At 69.6% G+C, this 19,137-nt stretch carries 17 protein-coding genes and 1 tRNA gene; 5 read left to right on the top strand and 13 right to left on the bottom strand.

The genetic code is table 11. From position 1 onward, the window contains the following. Nucleotides 1-24: 24 nt before the first annotated feature. Nucleotides 25-525 (bottom strand): hypothetical protein, encoded by a 501-nt coding sequence (locus tag ACYVKI_RS06990; RefSeq protein WP_460689624.1) that lies wholly within the window; start codon nt 523-525, stop codon nt 25-27. A 320-nt stretch (nt 526-845) separates the two neighbouring features. On the opposite strand from ACYVKI_RS06990, the gene ACYVKI_RS06985 reads away from it, so the two are divergent. Together ACYVKI_RS06985 and ACYVKI_RS06980 are read left to right on the top strand one after the other, a co-directional pair. Next, nucleotides 846-1,172: a DUF4212 domain-containing protein gene (locus ACYVKI_RS06985; RefSeq protein ID WP_460689623.1), complete on the top strand. Its 327-nt coding sequence runs from the start codon at nt 846-848 to the stop codon at nt 1,170-1,172. Continuing rightward, entirely contained in the window at nt 1,169-2,845 is a 1,677-nt protein-coding gene (locus ACYVKI_RS06980) for a sodium:solute symporter family protein (protein WP_460689622.1), read from the top strand. The genes ACYVKI_RS06985 and ACYVKI_RS06980 overlap by 4 nt, the downstream gene beginning before the upstream one ends. A gap of 210 nt (nt 2,846-3,055) precedes the next feature. Here ACYVKI_RS06980 and cutA read toward each other — a convergent pair whose 3' ends face one another. From cutA to ACYVKI_RS06960, 4 genes are all read right to left on the bottom strand, one after another. Further along, on the bottom strand, nt 3,056-3,424 hold the full coding sequence (gene cutA, locus ACYVKI_RS06975) for a divalent-cation tolerance protein CutA (protein ID WP_460689621.1): 369 nt from the start codon (nt 3,422-3,424) through the stop codon (nt 3,056-3,058). Between the two features lie 118 nt (nt 3,425-3,542). Beyond that, entirely contained in the window at nt 3,543-4,913 is a 1,371-nt protein-coding gene (locus ACYVKI_RS06970; protein WP_460689620.1) for an MFS transporter, read from the bottom strand. 72 nt (nt 4,914-4,985) lie between these two features. After that, entirely contained in the window at nt 4,986-6,443 is a 1,458-nt protein-coding gene (locus ACYVKI_RS06965) for a hypothetical protein (protein ID WP_460689619.1), read from the bottom strand. A gap of 310 nt (nt 6,444-6,753) precedes the next feature. Beyond that, entirely contained in the window at nt 6,754-7,383 is a 630-nt protein-coding gene (locus ACYVKI_RS06960) for a hypothetical protein (RefSeq protein WP_460689618.1), read from the bottom strand. Nucleotides 7,384-7,629: 246 nt separating this feature from the next. Between ACYVKI_RS06960 and ACYVKI_RS06955 the strand changes: the two genes are divergently transcribed. Next, a tRNA-Lys gene (locus ACYVKI_RS06955) sits at nt 7,630-7,705 on the top strand. Nucleotides 7,706-7,753: 48 nt separating this feature from the next. Here ACYVKI_RS06955 and ACYVKI_RS06950 read toward each other — a convergent pair. Together ACYVKI_RS06950 and ACYVKI_RS06945 are read right to left on the bottom strand one after the other, a co-directional pair. Then, nucleotides 7,754-9,190, bottom strand: coding sequence for a hypothetical protein (locus ACYVKI_RS06950; RefSeq protein WP_460689617.1), 1,437 nt, complete (start codon nt 9,188-9,190; stop codon nt 7,754-7,756). Between the two features lie 16 nt (nt 9,191-9,206). Beyond that, complete coding sequence (locus ACYVKI_RS06945) at nt 9,207-10,202, bottom strand: hypothetical protein (RefSeq protein WP_460689616.1); 996 nt, start codon at nt 10,200-10,202, stop codon at nt 9,207-9,209. 181 nt (nt 10,203-10,383) lie between these two features. On the opposite strand from ACYVKI_RS06945, the gene ACYVKI_RS06940 reads away from it, so the two are divergent. Continuing rightward, nucleotides 10,384-13,209 (top strand): aminotransferase class I/II-fold pyridoxal phosphate-dependent enzyme, encoded by a 2,826-nt coding sequence (locus ACYVKI_RS06940; protein ID WP_460689615.1) that lies wholly within the window; start codon nt 10,384-10,386, stop codon nt 13,207-13,209. Between the two features lie 40 nt (nt 13,210-13,249). On the opposite strand, the gene ACYVKI_RS06935 is transcribed toward ACYVKI_RS06940, so the two are convergent. From ACYVKI_RS06935 to ACYVKI_RS06920, 4 genes are all read right to left on the bottom strand, one after another. After that, the gene (locus tag ACYVKI_RS06935) at nt 13,250-14,173 is read right to left on the bottom strand and encodes an ATP-grasp domain-containing protein (protein ID WP_460689614.1); all 924 of its coding nucleotides are present in this window, start codon (nt 14,171-14,173) and stop codon (nt 13,250-13,252) included. Next, entirely contained in the window at nt 14,170-14,760 is a 591-nt protein-coding gene (locus tag ACYVKI_RS06930; protein ID WP_460689613.1) for a hypothetical protein, read from the bottom strand. Before ACYVKI_RS06930 ends, ACYVKI_RS06935 begins: the two co-directional genes overlap by 4 nt. A gap of 221 nt (nt 14,761-14,981) precedes the next feature. After that, nucleotides 14,982-15,377: a VOC family protein gene (locus tag ACYVKI_RS06925; RefSeq protein WP_460689612.1), complete on the bottom strand. Its 396-nt coding sequence runs from the start codon at nt 15,375-15,377 to the stop codon at nt 14,982-14,984. A 72-nt stretch (nt 15,378-15,449) separates the two neighbouring features. Continuing rightward, nucleotides 15,450-15,836, bottom strand: coding sequence for a VOC family protein (locus tag ACYVKI_RS06920; RefSeq protein WP_460689611.1), 387 nt, complete (start codon nt 15,834-15,836; stop codon nt 15,450-15,452). A gap of 205 nt (nt 15,837-16,041) precedes the next feature. Here ACYVKI_RS06920 and ACYVKI_RS06915 point away from each other — a divergent pair, with 205 nt between their 5' ends. Next, the gene (locus ACYVKI_RS06915; protein ID WP_460689610.1) at nt 16,042-16,446 is read left to right on the top strand and encodes an MmcQ/YjbR family DNA-binding protein; all 405 of its coding nucleotides are present in this window, start codon (nt 16,042-16,044) and stop codon (nt 16,444-16,446) included. Nucleotides 16,447-16,449: 3 nt separating this feature from the next. Here ACYVKI_RS06915 and ACYVKI_RS06910 read toward each other — a convergent pair whose 3' ends face one another. Next, nucleotides 16,450-18,225, bottom strand: a complete 1,776-nt coding sequence (locus tag ACYVKI_RS06910) for a formate--tetrahydrofolate ligase (protein ID WP_460689609.1) — start codon at nt 18,223-18,225, stop codon at nt 16,450-16,452. Further along, nucleotides 18,222-19,133, bottom strand: a complete 912-nt coding sequence (locus tag ACYVKI_RS06905) for a methylenetetrahydrofolate reductase (RefSeq protein ID WP_460689608.1) — start codon at nt 19,131-19,133, stop codon at nt 18,222-18,224. The genes ACYVKI_RS06910 and ACYVKI_RS06905 overlap by 4 nt, the downstream gene beginning before the upstream one ends. Between the last annotated feature and the right edge of the window lie 4 nt (nt 19,134-19,137).

Raw genomic sequence — 19,137 nt, 5'->3', positions numbered from 1 at the left:
AGGCGAGGCCGGCCGAACAGAGGCTCATGCGGCGGGCCGCATCCTCCACATCCGCACCGCCACGCGGATCAGGATCACCGCACCGCCGGCGGCGAGGATGAGCCCCATACCGGGCAGCAGACCGCCCCAGGAGCCGGTCTGGGCGGAGAGCTGGAGGAGCCGGAACGCCTGGGCGGCGACGATCAGCCCCACCAGCGCCCCGGGGATCAGGGCGTGAGCGATGGCCAGGCCCCGTTTGGGCACGAAGGCTCCGGCGAAGGCGAGGAACCCGACGGCCAAGGCCGCGATGCCGGGCCCGTCGGTGCCGCGCAGCGAGAAGGACTCCCCCGCGATGGGGATGACCACCCACGGCAGGAACGCGGAGATGATGAGCATCAGACCACCGAGGATCATCGCCCCGCTGCCGAGGTGGAACACCCCCCAGCCGGTGGAGCGCCCCTCACGGATGCGGACGGTCAGGCCGCCGAAGATCCCACGGTCGGGGCCGCCGCTGCTCGTCGCTGTGCCGTTCGCCGTCGTCGTCATGCCCTGATTCTACGAGTGGCACCGGTCACACTGGCCAGCCTGTGCCGCAACGGATCGCCCAACGGTGCCGTGGCGGCCATGAGCGGCATGCATGCCTCCGTGAGCGGCGCCCCCGCGGGGCTGATCACCGCTCACGGACCCATACCCGCCGCTGGCGAACACAAGGGCACCGTCTGCGCGAGATCACTTGTGAGCTGACTCACAGTGGGGTTTCTTGGGTCCCACGGCATTCATGACATGCGCGGTCCCAGATGCCGCGCACCCTCTCCGGGCAGCACCGCCCCGGATGACCACACCCGAGGAAGGGAAGGGAGCCTCCCATGGCCGACACGGCGTATGAGAGCACCTCCGGCGGCGCCCCGCCGGATCAGGACACCTCCTGGCGGCAGCGCTACTGGAAGAAGAATCTGCGCCTGATGATCGTCCTGCTGGCGGTCTGGTTCACCGTCTCCTTCGGCTTCGGCGTCCTGCTGATCGAGCCGCTGAACGCCATCGAGATCCTCGGGTTCCCCCTCGGACTCTGGTTTGCCCAGCAGGGATCCATCTACACCTTCGTGCTGATCATCCTGGTCTACGCCCTGTGGATGGACCGGATCGACGACGAGTTCGGCGTCGCCGAGCGCAATGGGGACGGTGAGCGAGCATGAACGACATCCAGTTCTGGACCTTCTTCTTCATCATCCTCACCTTCGGCCTCTACATCTTCATCGCCTGGCGCTCGAGGGTGAAGGAGACCAAGGAGTTCTACGTCGCCTCCCAGGGCGTGCCGACCATCGCCAACGGTGCCGCCGTCGCTGCCGACTGGATGTCCGCGGCCTCCTTCATCGGCATGGCCGGACTCATCGCCTTCCTCGGCTCCGACGGTTCCGTCTACCTGATGGGCTGGACCGGCGGCTATGTGCTGCTGGCCCTGCTGCTCGCCCCCTACCTGCGCAAATGGGGCAAGTTCACCGTCCCGGAGTTCGTCGGCGACCGGTACTCCGAATCCGTGCGGATCGTGGCCGCCGTCGCCGCCATCGTGGTGTCCTTCACCTACGTGGTCGGCCAGATGAACGGCGGCGGCATCGTCTTCAGCCGCTTCCTCGGACTCAACCTCACCTGGGGCGTCATCCTCGCCGCGGCCATCATCTTCTTCTACGCGGTGCTCGGCGGCATGAAGGGCATCACCTACACCCAGGTGGCACAGTACTCGGTGCTGATCACCGCGTACCTGATTCCCGCCGTGGCCGTGGCCCAGCAGACCACCGGCATCCCGGTCCCGCAGATCTCCTACGGGAAGATCCTCGCGGAGCTGGACGCGCTCAGCGTGCAGTTCGGACTGCACGAGTTCACCCAGGCCTTCGCCGGACGCGACGGCGGACAGCTCGACGTGTTCCTGGTGACCGCCTCGCTGATGCTCGGCACCGCCGGACTGCCGCACGTGATCATCCGGTTCTACACCACCAAGACCGTCCGCGGCGCCCGCTATTCGGCATTCTGGGCCCTGTTCTTCATCTCCCTGCTGTATCTGACCGCGCCGGCGGTGGGCGCGTTCACCAAACTGAACCTGCTGCAGGGCGTGCAGGGCACCACAGTGGACCAGCTGCCGAACTGGATCGAGACCTGGGGAGCCACCGGGCTGGTGAGCGTCGCTGAGGGGGTGGACACCATCGAGTCGGTGTCCAACAACGCGGCCTCCGGAGCGGACCTGATCGTCAACAACGACATCCTGGTGCTCGCCTCCCCGGAGATCGGCGGCCTGCCCGCCCCGATCATCGGCCTGATGGCCGCCGGCGGCATGGCGGCGGCCATGTCCACCGCGGCCGGGTTGCTGCTGGTCATCTCCTCGGCCGCCTCCCACGACCTGTACTTCCGGGTCTTCAAGCGGGAGGGCGCCTCGGACAGCCAGCAGATGCTGGTGGGACGTCTGGCGATGGCCGCAGCGATCATCATCGCGATCTTCGCCGGCATCAACCCTCCGGCCTTCGTGGCCCAGGTGGTGGCGTTCGCCTTCGGACTGGCGGCCTCCACGTTCTTCCCGATCCTGATCCTCGGGATCTTCTGGAAGCGGGCCAACGGGATCGGCGCCACCGCCGGCATGCTGTCCGGCCTGGTATTCACCGCCACGTACATGATCTACACCCTGGAGGTGTTCGGCACCGGCGCCAACGACCACATCCTGGGCATCAGCCCCGAGGGCATCGGCGCGGTCGGCGCCCTGGTCAACTTCATCGTCACCCTCGTGGTGTCGAAGCTGACCACCCCGCCGTCGCACGAGGTGCAGGAGATGGTCGAGTCCATCCGCTACCCGCAGCAGCGGAAGGTGGGCGCGGACGTCTGATGCTCCGGATATCGGGCCCAGCTTCGCCCCGTGCCTGAGCCGCACATCCGGACGGCGGCGGCCCCGCTCCGGCGAGTCTTCGGACTCCCGAGCGGGGTCGTCGTCGTGCTACACCTCCCGGAGCCGGTTGAGAGGGTGAGTTTCCGCCCGAATAGCCCGGATTTCCGGCCAGTTCGGGCGGAAACTCACCCTCTCAACTCAAGCGAGGAGTCAGCCGGTGATACTCTCCCACACCCAGTCCAGGTAGCCGGGGGCGCCGTCGATGATCGGCTGGACGATCAGTTCGGGCTCCTCGTAGGGGTGCTCCCGATCCAGCAGCGACTTCAGAGCGGGCACTGCGGCAGCGGTGGTCTTCACGGTGAGCAGCTGCTCAGGATCGTCGTGGACCTCGCCCTTCCAGCGGTAGAAGCTGCGGATGGGGCTGAGCTGCACGCAGGCGCCCAGGCCGGCCTCGAGGAGGACCATGGCAAGATGCTGGGCCTGCTGCTCGTCCTCCACCGTGGTCTGGACGGTGACGAACTCGGAGGCGGTATGCGCTGGGGTGGCCGCTGCCGGCTGAGATGCGATGTCGTCGGTCACGGCACCAGTCTGCCTCATGGGCCACCGCCATGTTGAGAGGGTGAGTTTCCGCCCGAATGGGCCGGATTCTCGACCGGTTCGGGCGAGAACGCACCCTCTCAACGCAGGGACGGGAGCGTCAGTCCAGCTGCTTGGCGGTGGTGTCCGGAGCCAGGCGCATCATCACGACGACGGCGGCCGCCACCCCGAGCAGGCAGACGGTGAAGGCCCCGGCCAGTCCCAGGGCCGGCTGCAGCCACCCGATGAACAGCAGCGGCCCCACCCCGGCCCCGATGCGGGAGACTGTGGACGCCCAGCCGAATCCGGAGCCGCGCAGCTCCGTGGGGTAGAGCTCGGAGACATAGGTGTAGAGCACCGGGATGGAGATCTGGATGATCAGCCCGAAGCCGAGCACCATGACCAGCACCAGGGCAGGCACCTCCATGACCAACGCCAGGCCCACCAGCAGGGCGGTCGCCGTCGGCGCGGAGACGGCCAGCAGCATCCGGCGGCCGGTGACCTCCACCAGGGCCGTGGAGATCAGCACACCCACCAACCCGACGCCGGCCATGCCGGCGGAGGTGATGAAGGCCCGGGACTGCTCATAGCCGGCCTCGATGAGGAAGTGCGGCATCCATTGCAGGGCGATGTAGTAGACGGTCATCACCGACAGGAACATCACCCACGCCACCGTGGTGATGCGCCAGCTGTGCGCCCAGACCCGCCGCAGCTGCACCACCAGCGACCCCAGGGTCAGGCTGGAGGACTCCGTGCCGGGGATGAGCACGTACTCCCGCGGAGCCGCCCCGGTGCGGGCCACCAAGTCATCGATGATCCGCCGAGCCTCCGCGGTCCGGCCTTGTCGGATGAGGTACATGGGAGATTCGGGGACGAAGAGCCGCACGGCGAAGACCAGCAGGGCCGGCAGGATCATGGCCAGCAGGGGCAGCCGCCAGTCACCCCAGATGCCGACCAGCAGGGCGGAGACGAACCCGGCCAGCGCGGCGCCGATGGGCCACCAGCCGTCCATGGCGGTCAGCACTCGGCCGCGGTGCTTCGCCGGGGTGAACTCGCCGACCAGGGCGTAGTCCACCGGCACGCAGCCGCCCAGCCCGATGCCGGCGAGGAAGCGGAACAGCACGAACCAGCTGAGGTCGTTGGTCATGGCCCCGGCGATGGTGAATATCGAGAAGATCAGCAGCGTCCAGGCGAAGGCCTGCTTGCGGCCGATCCGGTCCGCGATGGTTCCCCACATCACCGCGCCGACCGCCATGCCGATCAGGTTGGCGGTGCCGATCCAGGCCGCTTGGGAGGGGGTGAGTCCCCATTCCTCGCTGAGCAGCGGGATGAGGATGCCGTTGAGCGAGACGTCCCAGGCGTCGAACATGAAGCCGAGGCCGCCGATGAGGAAGATCCTCCCCTGGGCGTTCCATCGCCACGGAAGGGACTGGACGATCGCCTCGCCGGTCGGGCGGGCGTCGTCGACTGTGGTGGAGGTGTTCTGCTGCACGAGGAGAGTGTAGAGCAGACGACGGCGGGCCCGGGGGAGAGCCCCCGGGGCCGCCGTCTCAGCCACGAGCGGTCACTCCCAGGTGACCTCCAGCTCTTCGGCCGTCATGTCCACGACCGGGTCGTCGAGCCAGCGCGGATCACCGGTCCACAGTTCGTAGAGGTCCGTGCTGCCGCCGGCGCGTCCCTCGTACTCCACATCGATGGTGATGCTCACGTAATCGGTGGTCACCAGGTTCGGATTGGAGAAGTCCAGACGCGGCTCGATGCTCTCCAGAGCCTGCTGCTCGGAGGAGGGCAGCGACCGTTCGATGGATCCTTCGATGACTTCCGCCCCGGAGATCTCATCCGGCATGTCGAGTCCGCAGCCGGCTTCCTTCTCGTTCGAGGTCACGCAGGCCTCGACCTCGGCGATGATCAGATCGCGCCAGATGTCCTCGGCCTCATCGGTGAGCTCCGGGGAGAGGTTGCTGGTGGAGACGTAGGTCTCGGTCGCGTAGACGATGCTGTCGCCGTCGAAGGTGAAGTTCTCGTGCGCGATGTCCAGCTCGTAGGCCGGCCCGAAGAACACGTAGGCGTCGGAGGTGGCGAACTCCACCCCGTTGACGGTGACGTCCAGCGAACCGGCGGAGGGCTCGCTGATGCGGATCGCGGCATCCAGATGCCAGGAGTCACCCTCATCGTCGGTGGAGGTCCAGAAGCGGTGAGTGACGTCCTCCTCACCCACGGTGAAGCTGGCGGTGACTTCCTCGCTGTAGGCATACTCTCCGACCTCAACCTCATTGACCGAGATGTCGGTGATGTCAGCGATCTGCAGGGAGGCGTCGAGGACCTCCTGAGTCATGTGCGTCGTGTCGGAGGGGGCGTCGATCAGCGAGAGCGCGCCCTCGGCGTCACCCTCGGACAGAGCCGTCAGGTAGGCCTCCACAGCGCCGTGCGGAGTGGAGTCGGCCCCCGGCTCGACAGCCGATCCACCGTTCTCCTCACCCTCACCGCCGGTGCCACCCTCGGCGTCATCTGCGCCACCACGGCCCAGCAGCATGAACAGGACCACGGCGAGGACGATGACCAGGAAGACGACACCACCGATGATCCCGAAGATCAGGCCCTTGCCGGGCCCCTTCCCGCCAGACCCGCCGCCAGGGCCACCGGGGCCTGCCGGCCCGTCAGGAGCCCCAGGTCCCACCGGCTGGCCGGGTCCCCCCGGTCCCCCAGGTCCGGCGGGGCCGCCCGGTCCGTAACCGCCAGACCCATAACCTCCGGCCCCGTAGCCAGCGCCTCCGTGACCGCCGGCTCCGTACTGCGGATCTCCGTAACCCGGCTGGCCCTGGCCATAGCCGGACTGGCCCTGCGCCCCGTAGTTCTGCTGACCGTAGTTCTGCTGACCGTGGTCCTGTGGGCCGTGACTTCCCGCGGCATGCGGGCTCGATGCGCTCTGGTATCCGTAGCCCGACTGCCGCTCACCGGGCTGCTGCGGGTCCTGTCCCGGCTGCCAGCCACCCTGCTGGCCGTATGGATTGTTCTCCGACATGAGTCGCCCCTCTGTCAGTCAGCCGCCGCTGACCCTCGTCATCATCACAGTGCGGTGAACGCCCACGCGCACGACACCGGCCTGCACAGCCCCTCGGCGTGCCGTCGCGGGCGACCTCGGGACCGTCACGCCCGAGCTTCCTCGGGCGCAACCTTACCCTCATCATCCTCGACGACCTGCGTGGTGACAGACTCCATCCCAGAACGTTGTGAAGTCGTGACGTCAGGCCAACGCGTCGACACACAGCTGCCCGACCGACGTGCCCCAACCCCGCAGTCTCACGCCGACCACCTCTGTCGTCCGACGTCGCTCAGTCCAGCGTCCCGGCACGGAATGCCCGGGCGGAGGCCTCCAGCTCCTCGGCCGTGCGCACCAGCTGATCGGCTCGAGTGGTCATCCGGCGGGCGACGTCGGCGGCGGTCCCGTCGTGGCTGTCCGCCCAATGGGCCTCGCCCCGGGCGATGACCCGGCAGAAGGCGGCGGCACGGTCGAAGGCGACGTCGATCTCACCGGTGTACATCCCGGCCAGGACCATGTCAGCAAGCTTGGTCATCTCGTCGGCAGTGGGCGGCTCGGGAACTCCGGCGATCGCGGCCGTGGTGCCGTGGCCCCGGCCAGCGTCGTAGTACTCGGCGAGGCGACGAGGGTTCTCCTGCACGGCGGCACGGATCGCGTAGATCCGCCACAGACTGCCGGCCAGGGAATGGGCCGGTGAATCCGACCAGAGCTCGGCGATGGCTTCGATGCCCTCCGTCTCGGCGAGCTTGATGAAGCGTTCCGTGACCTCCGGATCGTCCGAGTCCCGGCCGTGGTAGACCAGGGCGTGGGCCGTGTCATGCGCGGCCTGCGCGATCGTCGCCGGATCGGCTCCGCCCTCCTGCTGGTCGAATGCCGCAGGATCGATCATCTTCGGTCTGCGATGGCGTGCCGTGCTGCTCATCACGTCTCCTTCCGGTGGGGGCAATTATGCCCCCTATCGTCGCTGGTCACCAGGGTGGCACCGACACCTCCGGCAGACGCGCACCTCCTGGGGCGCGGCGGTTCGCCGGCGGGGCCGACCGTACCCCGGTCCGGCGAGACCTTCCGGGTCGCCGCCCGAGCACGACCTCGACGACCAGACGTCGCCGATGGTCTACGATGGAAGTCGCCTCGGGACGCCGGACAGGCTCCCCGAGAGCCGCATCGCGGGCCTTTAGCTCAGTTGGTAGAGCATCGGACTTTTAATCCGCTGGTCGCGGGTTCGAGCCCCGCAGGGCCCACCAGTGAAGCCGTCTGCGCCGGACACCGGCCTCCCCGGAGGCGACGGGGCCTCACTCCAGGAAGTAGGCGGAGATCTTCGCGTCGGTGTCCAAGACCTCGTCCGGCGCCACACCGAGCTCCACGGCGAGCTCCACCGACCCTTCCAAGGCGACTTCCGGATCCGGGGAGAACGCGCGATCCAGGATGTCGAGGTAGCGCGTCATGGCGGAGTCCAGGACCTCGAGCAGCTGATGGTACTGCGCGGCGTGCTCGGCCGCGAGTCGCCGCCGATGCTGGGCCCTGCGCTCGACCAGAGCCGCTTCTCGGGCGGCCAACGAGGAGGAGGCCGCCCGGTGCATCACCGTTCCCACAGTGTTGCCGATCACCGCCCCCAGAACGGGTACCGGGATGAGTGCCTGCCCTGCGATCGAGGACAGGGCGCTGAGGGAGGCCTCCACAGAGATCAGCTCGGCGTTCTCGAGGAATCGCAGCTCGTCGATCGTCCCGGCACGCAGCTGGTGGGCCTGTTCGGCGATCCCGAAGGCGGCCGTCGCGACCGAGCTGGCCACAGCCGCCGGGGCGGCGGTGACGTTGGTGAGTGCGTAGAGGCTGATCCCACGGAGGGAACCGGTGAGGGCGCCGGCGGCGGTGCCGGAGGTGACATCGATCCAGTCCTGCTCCACCAAGTCATGGAATCTCTTGCCCTCCCGACGCTTGGCGGCCAGAGCCCGGACGAAGGAGAGGCCACCCTCTGTCGCCGCCGCGGCGGCGGCCACCTGTCCTGCTTGGCGCACAGACGGGCGGCTCCTCTGCCGCGCCCCCTCGCGCTCCACCCGGTCTGTGACGCGCAGACCCTCGCGCTCTGACTCCAACGTCGTGTCGTAGACCTCCCGCTGCACCTGGTCGTATCGCAGCGTGGAGGGTTCGATCGCCTCGATGTCGACGACGCCGTCGCTGAAGAAATCGCGGATCCGCTTCCAGTCGGCGAAGGAAGGCCCGTCACCGGCGCGCGAGAGAGTCCTCCCGGCCTCCTCCGCGGGCATCTCATACAGAGCCCGGATCGTCTCGTAGTGGTCCAGAGGCACCTGGTACTTCCCGCCGTGCGCGAGGAAATCGGGATACCTCCGCAGGTGTTCGGCGATCGCGCCGAGCCCGAGGCGCCCTCCGGAGGCGACGAACTTCTGCTGGATGCCGACACCCTCGCGCACCAGGTCCACCGCGCCGTTGTCATCGATCCACTGATACACCGCATGTCGGCCCCGGACCTGGCTGCGAGCATTGCCGACTCCCACCTCGGCGACTTCAGCGATGAATCCGTGCATCCCCTTCACCCCGCCCCGATTCGTGGACACCACATCCTGGGCGATGGTCTCCAACGCGTGATCAATGCTGGCCAGCGCGTCGCGGAGATGCACGTCCTGCTGCTGGAGTTCACTCAGCAAGGCACTCAGACGGCGCCCGTTGACGTGCTCCACCCATGCTGCGACAGCCTGCTTCTGCGTGCTCATCGACTGCCGCTGAGTCTCATCCCTCATCGGTCGCTTCCGACTCGACGCGAGTGCTGAGCAGGACCGCGCAGGCCTTGGCGCTGTTGACCAGCGCCCCCAGGAAGGACTGCTGATCCGGGGTCAGGGCAAGGAAATCGGCGTCGGTGAACCTGACAGCCCGGCGGTAACTCGTCATCAGCTCTGTGCGGATCAGTTCGGTGCGTCGGAGGAGGTCCTCCAGCTGGGTGTCTATCATCCTCACCGCCGCGGTGTTCTGCTCGACCGATGCCAACGCCTCCCGCCTGGCCTCACGGGAAGCGTGTTTCTTCCTGGCGAACAGCGCGATCGATGTCAGCACGGTGGCGCCCGCGACCGTCCACCCGATGGGACCGGCCAGGGCCAACACGGCGCTGCCCGCAGCAGTGCCCCCGCCGCCTGCGGCCACAGCGCCGCCGCCCAACCAGGCCAGGGCCGCGTTGGAGGCCGCCGCACCAGACAGCGTCGAGATGGCGGTGCCCGTCGAGGCGGTGCCGAACGTCGTCACCACCCACATCGCCGCCGTCGGGGCCATGCTGGCCACGGCGGCACCTGCCGCGAATCCGGCTCCTGTGCCGACCGCCGATCGTCGCGCCGACTCCAGGTCGTCCTGGGCGAACTGCTCCGCCGCCACGAAGCTCGCCCGGTGGAACTCCATGGCGTCGACGTCCGCGTGGAAGGACTTCGGAGTGTGGGCGATGCTGTTGACCAGCTCCTCGGTCAGCTGGATCAGATCGGCAGCCCGCTCCCGCTGGCGCAGCAGCGCGACCCCTCTATCGCTCATGGAGGTGAAGGCGCCGTTGTACGCGGCGATGGCCTCCTCGTACGGGTCGGGGGCCTTCTCCATCAGCCGCTCGGCCGACTCGGCGGCCGAGCCGGTGAGCCCGCCGACCTGCCCCACAAGCTGCGCAGAGCTCCCCCGGACCACTCGGCCGATGCTCCCCATGGTCCTGCCGAGCGCGGCCATGGACTGGTCCTGCCCGGCCTGTCCGACCATCGTGACCTTCCCCCCTCATACGTGCGCCTCTCTGCACGAGGATAGTGGTCATCACCGCCAGATGAACCCGTGCGCACCTCACTGCCGAGTCCTCGGATGACGTCCGGCAACATGCCGTTGACATGATGCCACCTATCATCGGAACACGGCCTGCCGACTCTCGGAAGGACACCACCCGATCATGATCAGCAACGGCGCTGACCACCCCGCACCCCCGGAGTCTCCGACCCCCGGCACCGGCTACGCCGACGGCGAGCCCCCGCAGCGCACATCCCCGCGCCGCACGTCTCCGCGCAGCGCCCCGTCCTGGACGCCAGCACTGGAACGTGACCCGGGGATGCCGGCGAGCACCTGGCGGCTGCGCAGCGACGCCTGGGAGTATCTGCGGTTCGCCGTGAAGCGCCTGGCGCTGGGCAGCGACGACGTCGAGGTCCTCGCCTCCGACAGCGAGATCCACCGCTCCCTGCGCGCCCTGGAGACCATCGAGATGTACTGGGCCGGCTTCGGCCAGCGCTATGTGCGCAGCATCGGTGAACTCCTGGAGGAGGGCGACTACCGCACCGCCTTCGACCTGATCGGCCGTGTGGTGCACCGGCTGCGCGGCGACACCGTGCCGGAGGAGCCCCGGGACGAGCACCTGGAGGAGCCGGAGCGGCCCGAGACGGCCGCCGACCCGGACACGCGCCCACGGTTCGAGGTGCTGATCGTCGATGAGACCACCGCCGCCGACCGGGACACGATCCGCTCCGAAGGGCTGCGGCTGCGCTCACCCGCCGACGCGTTCACCTACGAGTTCGTCGTCGTGCCCTCCGCGGACGACGCCGTCGCCGCGGTCCTGACGAATCCGCACATCCTCGCCTGCGTGGTGCGTCCGGGGTTCAGCGAACACACCCACCAGCCGCTCAGCCGCGACCTCCGCGAGACCATCGCCCTGGCCCGCTCCCAGGTCTCGGAGGGGCCGGCGTCGTCGCACAGCCAGCTGGCCTCGGTGCAGCGGGTGCTGCGCCTGGCGGACACGCTGGCCGCGCTGCGCCCGGAGCTGGACCTCTACCTGATGGCCGGCGCCCATCTGGAGGACCTGGCCGGGGCGCTCACCCACCGCTTCCGGCGGGTCTTCTGGCGCGAGGATCAGCTGGAGCTGCACCTGTCCCTGCTGCGCCGGGCCTCCCACCTGTATGACACGCCGTTCTTCACCGCCCTGCAGGACCACGCACGTCGTCCGGTCGGGGTCTTCCACGCGCTGCCGGTGGCCCGCGGCGGCTCCGTGGTGTCCTCCCAGTGGATCAAGGATCTCGCGGAGTTCTACGGGCTGAATCTGCTGCTGGCCGAGACCAGCGCCACCTCCGGCGGGCTGGACTCCCTGCTGGCGCCGACCGGCACGATCAAGAAGGCCCAGGACCTGGCGGCCCGGGCCTTCGGCGCCCGGCAGACGTTCTTCGTCACCAACGGCACCTCCACCGCGAACAAGATCGTCCACCAGGCGCTGACGGCACCGGCCGACGTCGTGCTGGTGGACCGCAACTGCCACAAGTCCCACCACCATGCAGTGGTCCTCACCGGGGCGAAGCCCGCCTACCTGGAGGCGTACCCGCTCAACGACTTCGCCTTCTACGGGGCCGTGCCGCTGGACCGCATCAAGCAGCTGCTGCTCGACTACCGGACCGTCGGCCGGCTCGACGAGGTGCGCATGGTGACCCTGACCAACTGCACCTTCGACGGCATCGTCTACGACCCGGAGCGGGTCATGGCCGAATGCCTGGCCATCAAGCCTGACCTGGTGTTCCTGTGGGACGAGGCGTGGTTCGCCTTCGCCGCGTTCCACCCGGTCACCCGACGTCGCACGGCCATGAACGCGGCGAAGAACCTGGAGGAGCGGCTGAAGTCCCCCGCCCACGCCGCCGCCCACCGGGCCCAGCAGGAACGGCTCCACGACGCCGACGGCGCCCCCGCCCAGGACGAGGTCTGGCTGGCCGAGCAGCTCATCCCCAGCCCGGAGGCCCGCATCCGGGTCTACGCCACCCAGTCCACCCACAAGACGCTGACCGCCCTGCGGCAGGGGTCCATGATCCACGTCTACGACCAGGACTGGGAGCGGGAGGCCGAGGAGGCATTCCATGAGGCGTACATGACCCACACTTCCACCTCACCGAACTATCAGATCCTCTCCACCCTGGACATCGGACGCCGTCAGGTGGAGCTGGAGGGCTACGCCCTGGTGCAGCGCCAACTGGACCTGGCCTCCAGCCTGGCCCAGACGATCGCCCGCCACCCGTTGCTGCGCCGCACCTTCCGAGTGCTCACCGCCCACGACCTCATCCCGGCCGAACACCGGGGCGTCGGCAGACCCATGCCGCTGCGCCATGGACTGGCGCCGATGTGGGAAGCCTGGGCGCACGACGAGTTCGTCGTCGACCCCAGCCGCATCACCATCGAGATCAGCCGCACCGGCGTCGACGGGGACACGTTCAAACACGAGCACCTGATGGACCGGTACGGGATCCAGGTCAACAAGACCAGCGGGAACACGGTGCTGTTCATGACCAACATCGGCACCTCCCGCAGCGCCATCGCCTACCTGATCGAGGTGCTGGTGAAGCTGGCCGAACGCTTCGACGACGCCCTGTCCCGGCGGCATCCCGACGACCGGGCCCCGGCCGAGGAGCCCCTGCCCCCGCTGCCTGACTTCAGCACCTTCTCCCCCGACCATGCCACCGATGCGACGCTTCCCGACGGCGACATGCGCACTGCGTTCTTCGCCGGCCAGCAGCGCCGGAACACCGAGCATGTGTTCCCGGAGGAGCTGCGCGCCCGGGTCGCCGCCGGCGAGCGCCCGGTCTCCGCCGGGTTCGTCACCCCCTACCCGCCCGGCTTCCCGGTGCTGGTCCCCGGGCAGGTCATCACCAGCGACGTGCTGGAGTTCATGGCGGTGCTCAGCACCCGTGAGGTCCACGGCTATGACCCGCACCGGGGCTACCGGATCTTCGCGACGCCGCCGTCGGCCGTGTGACGGGCCTCGTGCCGCCGCGCGGCGCCACTCAGCGGCGGGCTCACCGGCGCGGCAGGGAGGAGGCGCCGTCAGAGACGCGCGCCACCCGCCGCGAGATCGCCGCGGCGAGCGCCGTCGCCGCCTCCGGCACCTTGTGCAGGTTCAGCACCGGCTCGAACAGTTCCGCCTCCAACAGCACGATGCCGTGCTGGGCGGTGGTGACCAGGTCGACTCGGGCATAGAGCGGGGACTCCGCCGGGGAGGCGGCGTCGATGGCGGCCATGACCTGGTGGGCGAAGGACGCCTCGGCGGCGGTGGCCTCCACCGGCTGCGGGTCCTCGGAATACTCGCCGCCGGCCAATCCTCCGCCGCGGGCCAGGATCGCGCCCTTGCTGATGGTGTGGGTGTGCTGCCCGTCGATGAAGTACAGCGCCTTCTCCGCGCCCGCGGAGAGTTCCGGCACCTCCGGTTGGATCATCACGGTGCGTCCTGCCGCCAGGATCTGCTCGCCCAGGCGCCGTGCGTCGTCGCTGGAGGCCTGCAGCAGCCCAGTGTGCAGGGCGCCGGCGGAGACCCTGGGCTTCAGCACGATCCAGTCGTCGTCGTAGGCGGCCAGGGCTGCGTTCAGCTGCTCAGCAGTGTCCGCCCACCGGGTGGGCACGGTGGCCACCCCGTGGGACTCGAGCTCCCGCAGGTAGACCTTGTCCAGATTCCAGTCCACCAGGGCCGGAGCGTTCAGCACCCGCACGTGCCGATGAGTCTCATGCAGCCAGGCGCGGATCTCGTCCTCCCGCCAGGGGTAGTCCCAGGGGCTGCGCAGCACCAGGAGGTCGTAGTCGCCCTCACCCGGGGTGTGCGCGTGCCAGACCACGGGAGTGGCTCGCATCCCGGAAGCGCGCAGCGCGGGCAGCAGCACCTCAGTGTCCGGGTCCTGCACCCCCGGCAGGTACTGATCGGTCACGACGACGCCGACGTGTGCGGTCACGGTCCACCTCCGCTGATCCTCGGGACGCCTCGGCAGGATGACGACGCCGGGCCTCTCGACGATACAACGGCGGGCGGCACCGCCGCCCGCCGAGTCCTGCGCCTCACTCCTCGGCGGCCAGCACAGCGGCGCGAGCGGTGACCGCCCCCTGTGTGGGGTGCGACGGCGATCAGCCCGTCATAGAGCTGCAGGAGCCGGCCCGTGTCCAGCCTCCCGGTGCGCTTCCGATCGCAATGCGCCGACTGGATGGGCGGCCACGGCTTTGAGACACGGGCCGGAGCGCGCGACTGGGGGAAGGTGAGCAGCGCAGCCAGTCCCCACGCCTCGTCAGCCAGCGACTCCCGGACGGCGTCGCACTGGTCGAGCCAGTCACTCGCATACGCCCCGTAGATGGCCTCCAGGACGGCAGCCAGCCGGGCCGGCATGCCCTCACGGGTGGGGATATGGAAGGGGATGCCGACGTCGCGGACGCGCCGCTTGGTGCGCACCAGCCGCTGCGCCATCGTGGCCTCCGAGACGTCGCAGAGCCGTGCGCCCTCTGCGGCGTCGCGGCCGAAAACGACCCGCCGCATCAGCGGAGTGCGCATGGTCTCTCCGATCGCCCGGTGGGCGCAGGCGAACAGCAGCTCCAGACACTTGTCCGGAATCGTCTCGACGTCGTCGCGTGGGTGTCATGCAGGACCTCCAGACCGCGCAGCACGCCGGCCTCCTCGAGCGACGTCACGTAGGCGTCGAACGCGCGCATCCCTTCGCCGAGCTGTTCCTCAGTGAGGACGATCGGGACGGGACCGAATCGACACCTGAACCGTCAGTCGTCCAGCTGGGCCCGCCATACCGGCCAGCCCCAACACAGGCAGAACGGGTGCCCGGCCGGGTCGGCGTACACCTGGAATCCGGTGGCGGCGTCGAGGTCCTCGGCCGCCTCCAGCAACTCCGCTCCGAGCCCCATGACCCGCTCATGCTCGGCCCGGATGTCCTCCACATAGAGGTCCAGGTGGATCTGCTGCGGCTGCCCGTCCGGCCACTCAGGCCTCACATGGCCCGGGGCGTGCTGCACGGCCAGCGGGTAGGCGCCGTCCACCTCCACCTCATACCAGCTGGGATCGGAGGGTCTGACCCGACCCCCGTACACGCCGGCCCAGAAGGAGGCGACTGTGGCGACGTCGTCGGCGTCCAGGACCACGATCTGCTGCGCGAACCTCATGGACGCATCCTGACATCCGCGTACGGGCCGGGTCCCGGGCTGCCGCCCGGTCTCAGCCTCCCGGGCCATCGGTCACCCCACGGGCGCGATGCGGGCCCGAAGCAGGCAGAAGATGTTGCCCTCGGGGTCCTGCAGGACGTGCCAGTTCTCCTCCCCGGACTGCCCGACATCGGCGGGGCGGGCCCCGGCGGCCAGCAGCCGGTCCAACTCGGCCCCCTGGTCCCGGTCGGTGGCGTTGAGGTCGAGGTGCAGCCGTGGCGTGTCCACTGAGGAGAGCTCGTCCCGGGGGCTGAGGATGATGGTGGGCTGGGAGCCGCCGAACCCGTCCCGGGCCCCGATCTCGAGGCTGCCGTCGCCGGGGCGGTCCAGGACCACGAAGTCCAGCACCTCGCACCAGAACTCCGCCAGCCGCTCCGGATCCCGGCATTCCAGCACCAGCTCTCCGATCCTGCACGCCATGGGCAGTCGCTCCTTCGTCTCGTCACGGCCGTCCGGCGCCCCCGGGCGGCCTGGCAGCATCCTGCCACGTCCCGAGAACCCCAGGGAATGGGCCGCCGGCCCTCCTGCGGCAGACGCCGCCCCCGGTAGCCTGGGGATGCGGGCGACGACGACGCAGCGTCCCACCCGTTGCTCAGCTCGTCCGGCACGCTCAGGAAGTGACCCGATGGCTCCCACGGTCGACGACGTCCGCACCCTCGCCCTGTCCCTGCCCGAGGTCGTGGAAGGCACCTTTCGCGGGCATCCCCAGTGGTCGGTGCGGGGCGCGGCCTTCGCCTGGGAGCGACCGTTCACGCAGGCCGACATCCGGCGCTTCGGCGATCAGACGCCGCCGTCGGGCCCGACCCTGGCCGCCCGTGTGGATGACCTCGGGGAGAAGGAAGCCGTCCTCGCCGCCGGCGTCCAGGGACTGTTCAGCACCCCGCACTTCGAGGGGCATCCCTCCGTGCTGATCCAGCTGGACGCGGTCAGCGGCGAGGATCTGCGTGTGGCGCTCGAGGACGCCTGGTTCGCCTGCGCACCGGCCGACGTCGCCGAGGACTTCCTGGCCCGCCGCCGAGAGCCGCGCTGAGCCTCAGAAGAGCCCGATCGCCTGCCCGTCGGCGTCGATGCCGATGCCCTCCGCCGCCGGGGAGGAGCCCAGCCCGGGCATGGTCTGCATGGTCCCACAGATCGGGTAGACGAACCCGGCCCCGGCGGAGAGCCGCACCTCCCGCACCGGCAACCGCCAGCCGCTCGGAGCCCCCACCAGCGTCGGGTCCGAGGACAGCGACAGGTGGGTCTTGGCCACGCACACCGGCAGCCGCCCGTATCCGGCCTCGGTGTAGGCCGCCAGGTCCTTGGCGGCCGTCGGCGAGAGGTCCACGCCGTCGGCCCCGTAGACCTGCGTGGCGATGGTCTCGATCTTCTCCACCAGCGGCGCCTCATCGGAGTACAGGAACCGGAACTCGCTCGGTTCCTCCGCGGCCTCCGCCACCGCATCGGCCAGGTCCGCGGCGCCGGCGCCGCCGTCGGCGAAATGCGTGGACACCGCACACCGCGCGCCCTCCTCGGCGGCCACCTGCGCGATGACCTCGTGCTCGCTGGGGAAGTCCGTGGGGAACGCATTGACCGCCACCACCGGGGTCACCCCGTGGCGGCGGATGATCCGCAGCTGCGCCCGCAGATTCTCCGCGCCGGTGCGCACGTCCTCCGGGCTCTCCTGCAGCATGCCCTCGGGCAGCGGCCGCCCGGCCACCACCCGGTGCTGGCCGGAGTGCACCTTCAGCGCCCGCACCGTGGCCACGACGACGGCGGCATCCGGCGCCAGCCCAGAGATGCGGCACTTGATGTTGAAGAACCGCTCCGCCCCCATGTCCGCGGCGAAGCCGGCCTCGGTGATCAGGTAGTCGGTGGCCCGAGAGCCGATCAGGTCCGCGACCACCGAGGAGTTGCCGGTGGCGATGTTGCCGAAGGGCCCGCAGTGCACCAGCGCGGGCGTGTGCTCCACGGTCTGCAGCAGGTTGGGCCGGATGGCCTCCTTGAGCAGCACCGTCATCGCCCCGGCGGCGTTGATGTCCTCAGCGGTGACCGGCTCGCCGTCACCGGTGGTGCCCACCACGATCCGTCCCAACCGGGCCCGCAGATCCTCCAGTGAGCGCGCCAGGGACAGGGTGGCCATGACCTCGGAAGCCGCGGTGATGTCGAATCCGGTCTGGCGGACCGGACCGTTCGACGTCGGCCCTCCACCCGCGGGCCCCATCCCGGAGACGATCTGCCGCAGGGAGCGGTCGTTGACGTCCAGGACCCGGCGCCAGGTGACCCGCTCCGGGTGCAGGCCCGACGGGCTGCCGCGGTGCAGGTGATTGTCCACCATGGCGGCCAGCTGGTTGTGCGCCGCGGTGACCGCATGGATGTCGCCGGTCAGGTGCAGATTGAGCCGCTCCATGGGCACCACCTGACTCCACCCGCCACCGGTGCCCCCGCCCTTGATCCCCATCGTCGGCCCCAGGGACGGCTGCCGGACGGCGACGGCGGCCCGCCGGCCCGTACGCGCCATCCCCTGGCTGAGGCCCACCGCCGTGGTGGTTTTGCCCTCGCCCAGCGGTGTCGGGGTGATTGCGGTGACCAGGATGTACTTGGCCTGCGACCGATCCGCCAGCCGGTCGATCGCGGCGAGGTCCACCTTCCCGACGCCCCGCCCATACGGCTCGATGAGGTCCTCGTCGAGCCCCAGCTCCGCGCCGATCTGGTGGATGGGCCGCAGCTGCGTCCGCGAAGAGATCCCCAGGCTGTCCTGGGCGGTCAGCGGGGCGGCGGGCGTCTCCTCAGTGTCGTGTCCTCGGCCTGCGGGGTGGTGGGTGGTCGTCATCGATGGTCTCCCTCCTCGAGGCGGGCCAGCAGTCGCCGGCGCCACAGCTCAGTTTCTTCGAGCGCGTTGAAGGTGTAGAGGTGGATGCCCGACACTACGACGTCGCCCTCCTGACCGACCAGACCTGCCGCCAGGTCTGTGGGGTCGTAGTGTCCGAGCGAGGCCAGCCGCAGCGCGACGCCGGCACCGCCGGAGGCCAGGAATCGCAGCGAGTCCCCGACGCCGATCCGGGAGGCGATGCGCATCAGTCGGGCCGAGCCCACGGCCCCGGGAATGCCTGCGTACACCGGGGGCTGCACGCCACGGGTCCGGAGCGTCACGGCCCAGTCGCGCACCGTCTGCGCGTCGAAGCAGAGCTGACCGACCACGCAGCAGGCCCGTTCGGCCTTGCGTTCCAGGGCGGCGTCGAGCGACGTCCGGGGGATCTTCGGGTGTCCCTCCGGGTAGCCCGGCACTCCGAGACGCAGCTGCGGGGCCAGTCGATGCACCGCCGCCAGGAGTGCCTCACCGTCAGAGAACGGAGCGTCGCCCCCGACGGGATCCTCGCCACGGGCGGACCCCCCGACCGCCCCGTCCCCGCCCACGACGAAGACCTCCTCCACCCCCGCTGTCTGGAGCTGTTCCAGAGTGCGAGGCAGAGTGTGTTCCCCATGCTGGGTCGCCGCCAGATGCGGCACAGCTCGGAATCCTCGTCCGGCCAATGCCGTGGCGGTCTCCACGGTGGGGCGTGGCCCCTGGGCCGGGGAGGCGGTCACGGTGACCGTGGCCCCGGCCGGCAGGTGGGCGACGACGTCGTCGACGATCCCGTCGAGCGGAAGCACTTCGAACCGGGGATGACCCAGCAGCTCACCCAGGCCACTCCTCTGTGCCGGACCCCCCAGGGGGTCGGCGCGTGCCTTGCGGACCACCGGC

Source organism: Nesterenkonia suensis, from assembly GCF_054782935.1.
Note: the sequence above shows the minus strand (reverse complement) of the source record. Positions and strands in the feature narration are given on the sequence as shown.

Bases quoted from the DNA above. Each gene is read 5' to 3' on its own strand.
- ACYVKI_RS06990 (WP_460689624.1), bottom strand. From the start codon at position 525: ATGACGACGACGGCGAACGGCACAGCGACGAGCAGCGGCGGCCCCGAC.
- ACYVKI_RS06985 (WP_460689623.1), top strand. From the start codon at position 846: ATGGCCGACACGGCGTATGAGAGCACCTCCGGCGGCGCCCCGCCGGAT.
- ACYVKI_RS06980 (WP_460689622.1), top strand. From the start codon at position 1,169: ATGAACGACATCCAGTTCTGGACCTTCTTCTTCATCATCCTCACCTTC.
- ACYVKI_RS06965 (WP_460689619.1), bottom strand. From the start codon at position 6,443: ATGTCGGAGAACAATCCATACGGCCAGCAGGGTGGCTGGCAGCCGGGA.
- ACYVKI_RS06960 (WP_460689618.1), bottom strand. From the start codon at position 7,383: ATGAGCAGCACGGCACGCCATCGCAGACCGAAGATGATCGATCCTGCG.
- ACYVKI_RS06950 (WP_460689617.1), bottom strand. From the start codon at position 9,190: ATGAGCACGCAGAAGCAGGCTGTCGCAGCATGGGTGGAGCACGTCAAC.
- ACYVKI_RS06945 (WP_460689616.1), bottom strand. From the start codon at position 10,202: ATGGTCGGACAGGCCGGGCAGGACCAGTCCATGGCCGCGCTCGGCAGG.
- ACYVKI_RS06940 (WP_460689615.1), top strand. From the start codon at position 10,384: ATGATCAGCAACGGCGCTGACCACCCCGCACCCCCGGAGTCTCCGACC.
- ACYVKI_RS06930 (WP_460689613.1), bottom strand. From the start codon at position 14,760: ATGCGCACTCCGCTGATGCGGCGGGTCGTTTTCGGCCGCGACGCCGCA.
- ACYVKI_RS06925 (WP_460689612.1), bottom strand. From the start codon at position 15,377: ATGAGGTTCGCGCAGCAGATCGTGGTCCTGGACGCCGACGACGTCGCC.
- ACYVKI_RS06920 (WP_460689611.1), bottom strand. From the start codon at position 15,836: ATGGCGTGCAGGATCGGAGAGCTGGTGCTGGAATGCCGGGATCCGGAG.
- ACYVKI_RS06915 (WP_460689610.1), top strand. From the start codon at position 16,042: ATGGCTCCCACGGTCGACGACGTCCGCACCCTCGCCCTGTCCCTGCCC.
- ACYVKI_RS06910 (WP_460689609.1), bottom strand. From the start codon at position 18,225: ATGACGACCACCCACCACCCCGCAGGCCGAGGACACGACACTGAGGAG.